Source organism: Diaphorobacter sp. LR2014-1 (assembly GCF_002916785.1).
Taxonomy (GTDB): domain Bacteria; phylum Pseudomonadota; class Gammaproteobacteria; order Burkholderiales; family Burkholderiaceae_C; genus Diaphorobacter; species Diaphorobacter nitroreducens.
Map to the genome: position 1 here is coordinate 24,747 of NZ_MTBE01000038.1, position 6,505 is coordinate 31,251.

The following is a 6,505-nucleotide window of genomic DNA, read 5'->3' on the forward strand; positions in this document are numbered from 1 at the left end:
GATAGCTGTCAGCGATTGTCACATAAGCGCCAGAGCCTTATTTCTCTTGAAACTCAATGGAAGTCGCGGCTGCCGTCCAGCGCCTGCGCCAGGCGGCCCAGCAGCGGCGTGAGGTCCTTGAACCGCTCGCCCACCAGGTGGCGCACGGCCGTGTCCGCGCCCGGTGCGCGGGCGCACTGCCACACGCCCTCCACCGCCAGCAGGCGCGAGCGCAGCAGCGCGCTGCGCCAGCGCTCCAGCCGCGCGGGCCACACGATCACATTGACCGAGCCGGTCTCGTCCTCCAGCGTGACGAACATCGTGCCGTTGGCCGAGCCCGGCCGCTGGCGCACGGTGACGATGCCGCAGGCACGCACGCGCCGCCCATGGGGCGCCGATTGCAACTGCTGCGCCGTGGCCAGCCGCCAGCGCTGCAGCTTCTCGCGCAGCAGCGCCAGGGGGTGGCGCCGCAGCGTCAGGCCCGTGGCGGCGTAGTCCCACAAGATGTCTTCGCCCTCTGGTGCGGCGGGCAACTGCGGGGCGGCCTCATGCACGGGCGCGTCCTGCAGCAGCGGCGGAGCGCGCAGCTGGGCCGCGGCGTCCCACATCTGCTGGCGCCGGTGGCCCGCCAGCGCGCGCAGCGCATCAGCCGCGGCCAGGGCCTGCAGATCCTGCCGGTCCAGCCGCGCGCGCAGGGCCAGGTCTTCGCTGTTGACAAAGGGGCCGCTGCCGCGCGCCTGCACCAGCCGCTCGGCGGCCGCCGCGCCCAGCCCCGCCACCAGCCGCAGGCCCAGGCGCACGGCCGGCTGCGCCAAGGACACGCCGGCAACGGGTGCCAGGGGCTCCTCCAGCGTGCAGTCCACGTCGCTCGTCGCCACGTCGATGGGCAGCACGCGCACGCCATGGCGGCGCGCGTCCTGCACCAGTTGCGCCGGTGTGTAAAAGCCCAGCGGCTGCGCATTGAGCAGCGCGGCCAGGAAGCACGCAGGCTCGTGCCGCTTGAGCCAGCTGCTGGCGTAGGCCAGCAGCGCAAAGCTGTAGGCATGGCTTTCGGGAAAGCCGTATTCGCCAAAGCCCAGGATCTGCTGGAACAGCCGGTCGGCAAATTCCGGCGGGTAGCCGTTCGCCAACAGACCGTCCTTGAAGGGCTTCTCGAAGCGGTGCACCTCGCCCTTGCGCCGCCAGGCGGCCATGGAGCGGCGCAGCTCGTCGGCCTGGCCCGCGCTGAAGCCCGCGCCGTCGATGGCGATCTGCATTACCTGTTCTTGGAAGATGGGCACGCCCAGCGTGCGCCGCAGGGCGTTGCCGAGCCTCGGGTATTCAATGGGGAACGGCTCCTCGCGCTTCGTGCGCTGCCTGCGCTGCCACTGGCGCCGGCGCTCGCGCGCCTGCAGGTAGGGGTGCACCATGCCGCCCTGGATGGGCCCGGGCCGCACGATCGCCACCTGCACCACCAGGTCGTAGAACTCGCGCGGCTGCAGGCGCGGCAGCATGCTCATCTGCGCGCGGCTCTCGATCTGGAACACGCCCACGGTGTCAGCGCGGCAGACCATGTCGTAGGTGGCCGGGTCTTCGGGCGGGATGTCGGCCAGGTCCCATGACTCGCCCCGCAGCGCGGCACGCATTTCCAGGCAGCGGCGCAGCGCGCTGAGCATGCCCAGCGCCAGCACGTCCACCTTCAAGAGGCCCATGGCGTCCAGATCATCCTTGTCCCACTGGATGATGGAGCGCCCGTCCATGGCGGCCGGCTCCACGGGCACCAGGCGCGTGAGCTTGCCCTCGGTGAGCACGAAGCCGCCCACGTGTTGGCTCAGGTGGCGCGGAAAGCCGCGCAGCTGGCGCGCCAGTTGCAGCCACAGCGCGGCCGTGTGCGCGCCCAGCGGCTCGCCCAGGCGCTCGGCCAGCGCCAGCAGGTGCTCCGTGGCCAGCACGTCGTCGAACCAGTGGTGCTCCTTGGCGAACGCATCTACCAGCGCCGGCGCCACGCCCAGGGCCTTGCCCACGTCGCGCAGGGCGCTGCGCGTGCGGTAGCTGATGACCACCGCGGTGATCGCGGCGCGCTCGCGCCCGTACTTGTCGTAGATGTACTGGATGACGGTCTCGCGCCGGTCGTGCTCGAAGTCCACGTCGATGTCGGGCGGCTCGCTGCGTTCGCGGCTGATGAAACGCTCGAACAGCAGGCGCGTCTTCTGCGGGTCCACCGCCGTGATGCCCAGGCAATAACACACCGCCGAGTTGGCCGCCGAGCCTCGCCCCTGGCACAGGATGTCCTGGCTGCGCGCATAGCGCACGATGTCGTGCACCGTGAGGAAGTACATCTCGTACCCGCACTCGGCGATCAGCGCCAACTCCTTCTCGACCTGCGTCGCCACCGCTTCTGGCACGCCATCGGGGTAACGGACACGCGCGCCCTCCCAGGTGAGGCGGGCCAGCGTCTGGCTTGCCGTCATGCCGGGCTGCACGGTCTCCAGCGGGTAGCGGTACTTGATCTCGTTCAGGCTGAAGGTGCAGCGCGCCGCCACCTGCAGCGTGGCCGCCAGCAGCGCGGGCGGGTACAGGCCCGCCAGCCGGCTGCGCGGGCGCAGGCGCTTCTCGGCATGCGGCTGCAGCGCGAAGCCGCACGCGGCCACGCTGCGGCCCAGGCGCACGGCGGTCAGTACGTCCTGCAGCGGCTTGGCCGCGCGCGAGTGCATGTGCACGTCACCCGCGGCCACCAACGGCAGGCCCAGCTGCGCGCCGGCCTGCGTGAGCGTGCGCAGCCATAGGCCGTCGTCCGGCGCGGTGTGCAGCTCTACCGCCAGCCAGCAGTTAGAGCCAAATAGGCCTCTAACGCTTTCCAGACAAGCGCTGACAGCTACTAAATCAGAAGCATCCACAAACGCCTCGCGCCGCGGCGCCAGCAGCACCTCGCAGCCCTGCAGCAGCGCCCAGGGCGACTGGGTATCCACGCGGTAGCCGCCCTTGCCGGCACGCTGGCGCGCGGCGGTGATGAACTCGCACAGGTCGCCCCAGCCCTGCACGTCGCGCGCCAGCGCCACGATGCGCACGTCGCCCCAGCAAAACTCGCTGCCCACGATGAGCGGCAGGCCCAGCGCCTGCGCCGCGCCATGGGCGCGCACCACGCCGGCGACGGAGCATTCGTCGGTCAGCGCCAGGGCGCTGTAGCCCAATGCGTGCGCGCGCTGTACCAGTTCCTGTGGGTGCGAGGCGCCGCGCTGAAAGCTGAAGTTGCTCAGCGCGTGCAGCTCTGCGTAGGCGGGCAGCATCATCCGTACACCCCCTGCAAGAACCAGCCGCCCGTCGCCCGGTCGCGGAAGACCCAGACGGTGCCCGCCGCCGGGTTGTGGGCAACGAAATAGTCGCGCCGCACCAGGGCCGAGCCACCGTCCTGCGCGCCATTGTGTGCATTGCCTTGCACATCGCTCTCGTCGTCGTTCAGGTCCGCTACGGCCTCCCACCAGCCGGTTTCCACGCGCTGCGGCCCGTCCAGCAAGCGCAGCGGCTGGCCGTGCAGGCAAGGCCGGCTGCCGCGCAGGGCCAGCGGCCGCGGAGGCCGCACGAGCCAGGGCGGAAGCAAGGGCGCGAGGGTGCAGTCCTGTGCGGGCGCCGGCGGCGCGGCGCGGGCCGCCAGGGCCGGTTGCCACTGTTGCATGCATTCGGGACGGTGGTCTGCCAGGGACTGCGGCACCCGCAGGCTGTCCGCGCCCAGGCGGGCCGAGAGGCGCTCGACGAACTGGTGCCAGGGCTCGCCCTGCCCCGCCCCCGCGTCGCCTGGCTGGGGCGGCAGCAGGTCCGCGCTGGCCTGTGGCATGGGCGCGGTTTGCAGGCTGCGCAGCGCCAGCCGGCTCACGGGCGCGGCCAGGCGCTGGTGCGCCAGGCGCTCGGCCAGCAGGCGGCGCAGGTGCGCCATGCCCTGCAGCGGTTCGGCCGTGCGCAGCGTGAGGCTCTGCCAGGGGGGCAGGTCCACGCCGTCGATACGGCGCAGGTCATGGCGCCAGGCCAGCTCCAGCGCCTGCACGCCCTGGTGGCGCGCGCGCAGCCAGCCCTGCAGTGCATCCAGCAGGCGCTGGCCGGCCCACAGCAGCGCGGGGGCCGATTCGGCCAGCGCGGGCAGTTCCAGCTCCAGCGCGAACTGCTCGGGCAGCGTGATCCAGTCCAGGCCATGCGGTGCGTCGCCCCAGGCGCGGTCCAGCGCCGCCAAGGGTTCGGCGCCGAAGCGCCGCGCCACCCCGGCGCGCGGCAGCGCACGCACGGCGCCCCAGGTGCGGCAGCCCAGCTGCTGCAGCGCCTGGGCATGCGGGCGCAGCGCCGAGAGGGTGGCAACCGGCAGATCGTGCGGCAGCCGCCGCGGCACGGGCCGGCCCTGGCGCTGCAGGCGCAGCAGGGCCAGGGCCTGCAGCGCCGTGGGCGCACTGGCCCAGAGAGGTCCGCCCTCCAGGGTTTCGGGCCCGGGGGGTGCGTGGTCACGCAGCAGGCTTTGCAGAGCGGCGCGCCCGCCCCACAGGCGTTCGGTACCGCTCACCTCCAGCAGCAGCGCCTCGTCCACAAGGGCCACGCGCGGCGTGAAGCGCAGCGCCCACCAGCCCTGCGCGGCAGGCGGCAGGCCGATCACGGACCCGGTGGCGGGCCCGGTCGTGGCCTCAATGGGTGGCAAGTGCCAGGCAAGCCAATGCATCCTCCACCTCCTGCGGTGTGCGGCCCCCCATGCCCCAGGCGGCCGCCTGCACCTGGCGGCGCCATTGGGCCTGTGCCTGCAGCGCCGCGGCCAGTACCGGCGTGCGTGCGGGCAGTGCCACGGGCTGCGCCAGCGGCGGGCCGCGCCGCTTGACGACATGGACGTGCAGCTCCTCGCCCTGCGGTTGCAGCCACAGGCGCAGCGGCGCGGGCGATGCCTGCGCGCGCGAGCGCTCGGGACGCATCACCCACAGCAGTTGGCGGTGCTGCGCGGCCGCCAGCTGCAGCCGCCGCAGCACGGCGGCAGGCACCTGCGGCAGCCAGGCCAGCACGGCGCGCACGTCGCGGCAACGCAGCGCCTGCTCGCAAGCCCATGCCGCGGCCATGTCCGCACGCGGGCTGGACGGGTGAATGCAGCACAGCCGGTCGGCGGCAAGCCCCACGGGTTGCAGCGCCGGCAGGAAGGGCTCCAGCGGCGGCGTGACCAGTACCGCGCGTCCCGGGCCTTGCGCCAGGTGCGCGGCCAGGGCCGGCATCACCAGGGTCCACTCGGGATGGGCCTGGGGAGGCAGCAGCAACTCGCTCATGCACCCCAACGGCCACCCCCCACCGGGCAGTTGCGCATCCAGCGGCGCATGGCCCGTGGCCAGCGCCGGCTGCGACGCGTGCGCCCAGGCATCGCCCTGCCAGACGCCGGGCAGCGCGTTCAGGGAAGAGGAAAGAAAAGCCGCCATGCAAACCGCCGATGAATACTGTTCAAATATAAGGGGTATCTATTTAGCTCCAGCAGCCCCATTGATACTGTGATTTCATCCAGCAATGGTATCCGATTGGCTCTCCCCGGTGTTCTTGCTCACGACATCCCCATACGTCACTGGCGGCGTAACCACCGCTTGCTGCAGCAAGCGGTAAAACAGCATCCCGCGTGAGCTGGATGTGCGCCGGTTGAAACGGAACACGAATTCATCGAGATAGGCGTCCAGGTGGTCTGGCTGTACAGAGCCATGATGTGTTCCCAGCACCCAGCGCTGTACCAGTGAGGCGACCCGGTGCACTCCCGCCATGGAGACATGGGCAGGTACGCCTGAGCCGAGCATGACGGTGCGCTGGTGGGTGTAACCCAGTTCTCCCAGAGCGCGGTATGCCGCCGAACCATCCGTGCGTACCTGGGCTCCAGGCTCGACCACCTCCTGCACAAAGGGGATTACGTGGGTGGCGGCGTCTCGGTCAATGCGGCGTAACCGGATGCGCCCAAACCCCTTGGGCTCCACGATCTCCACCGCCATGACCATCAACACTTTGGTGGTGCTGCTCTTGCGCCCTGCAGGGGTGGCGGGATTCTTGCGATCCGTGATGGACAGGTACGTTTCATCCACCTCCACAAGCCCCTTGAGCTTGTCCCGGCCCGGGCGGACCATGGCACGTCGAAACCGGTGCAGCATGGTCCAGGCGGTCTGGTAGCTCCCCAAACCCAATACGCGCTGCAGCCCCAGGGCGCTCACGCCTTGTTTCTGATTGGTCAGGTACCAAGCTGCAGCCAGCCAGACACGCAGCGGTGTGCGCGTCTTGTCAAAGATGGTTCCAGATGTCACTGTGCCTTGGTACTGGCATGAGCGGCACATCAGGCGGGTGCGGCTGGCGCGGTACACATCGCCAGCGTTGCCGCAACGCGGGCAGACGAAGCCTTGGGGCCACCGAAGCTTCTCCAGGAACGCCTGGCAAGCCTCTTCGGTGGCAAACCAGTCAAGAAATTCGTTCCAGGTGCGGGGGTAGTCCCCTCCAGGAGTTGGCGTTAGCATCTGGGTTTCCATCCAGCTATTCTCACGTCACTGGAGCTAAATAGATACCCCTT

4 protein-coding genes are annotated in these 6,505 nt (G+C 70.5%); all 4 read right to left on the reverse strand.

Going from position 1 to position 6,505, the window contains the following annotated elements:
* Positions 1-53: 53 nt before the first annotated feature.
* Positions 54-3,248, reverse strand: coding sequence for an error-prone DNA polymerase (locus BV908_RS18950; protein WP_103738927.1), 3,195 nt, complete (start codon positions 3,246-3,248; stop codon positions 54-56).
* Complete coding sequence (locus BV908_RS18955; RefSeq protein WP_103738928.1) at positions 3,245-4,654, reverse strand: DNA polymerase Y family protein; 1,410 nt, start codon at positions 4,652-4,654, stop codon at positions 3,245-3,247. The genes BV908_RS18950 and BV908_RS18955 overlap by 4 nt, the downstream gene beginning before the upstream one ends.
* Complete coding sequence (gene imuA, locus BV908_RS18960; RefSeq protein ID WP_103738929.1) at positions 4,620-5,387, reverse strand: translesion DNA synthesis-associated protein ImuA; 768 nt, start codon at positions 5,385-5,387, stop codon at positions 4,620-4,622. Before imuA ends, BV908_RS18955 begins: the two co-directional genes overlap by 35 nt.
* Positions 5,388-5,462: 75 nt before the next feature.
* A complete protein-coding gene (locus BV908_RS18965; RefSeq protein ID WP_011805635.1) occupies positions 5,463-6,464 on the reverse strand; it encodes an IS1595-like element ISCsp2 family transposase in 1,002 nt (333 codons plus the stop codon).
* Positions 6,465-6,505 lie beyond the last annotated feature (41 nt).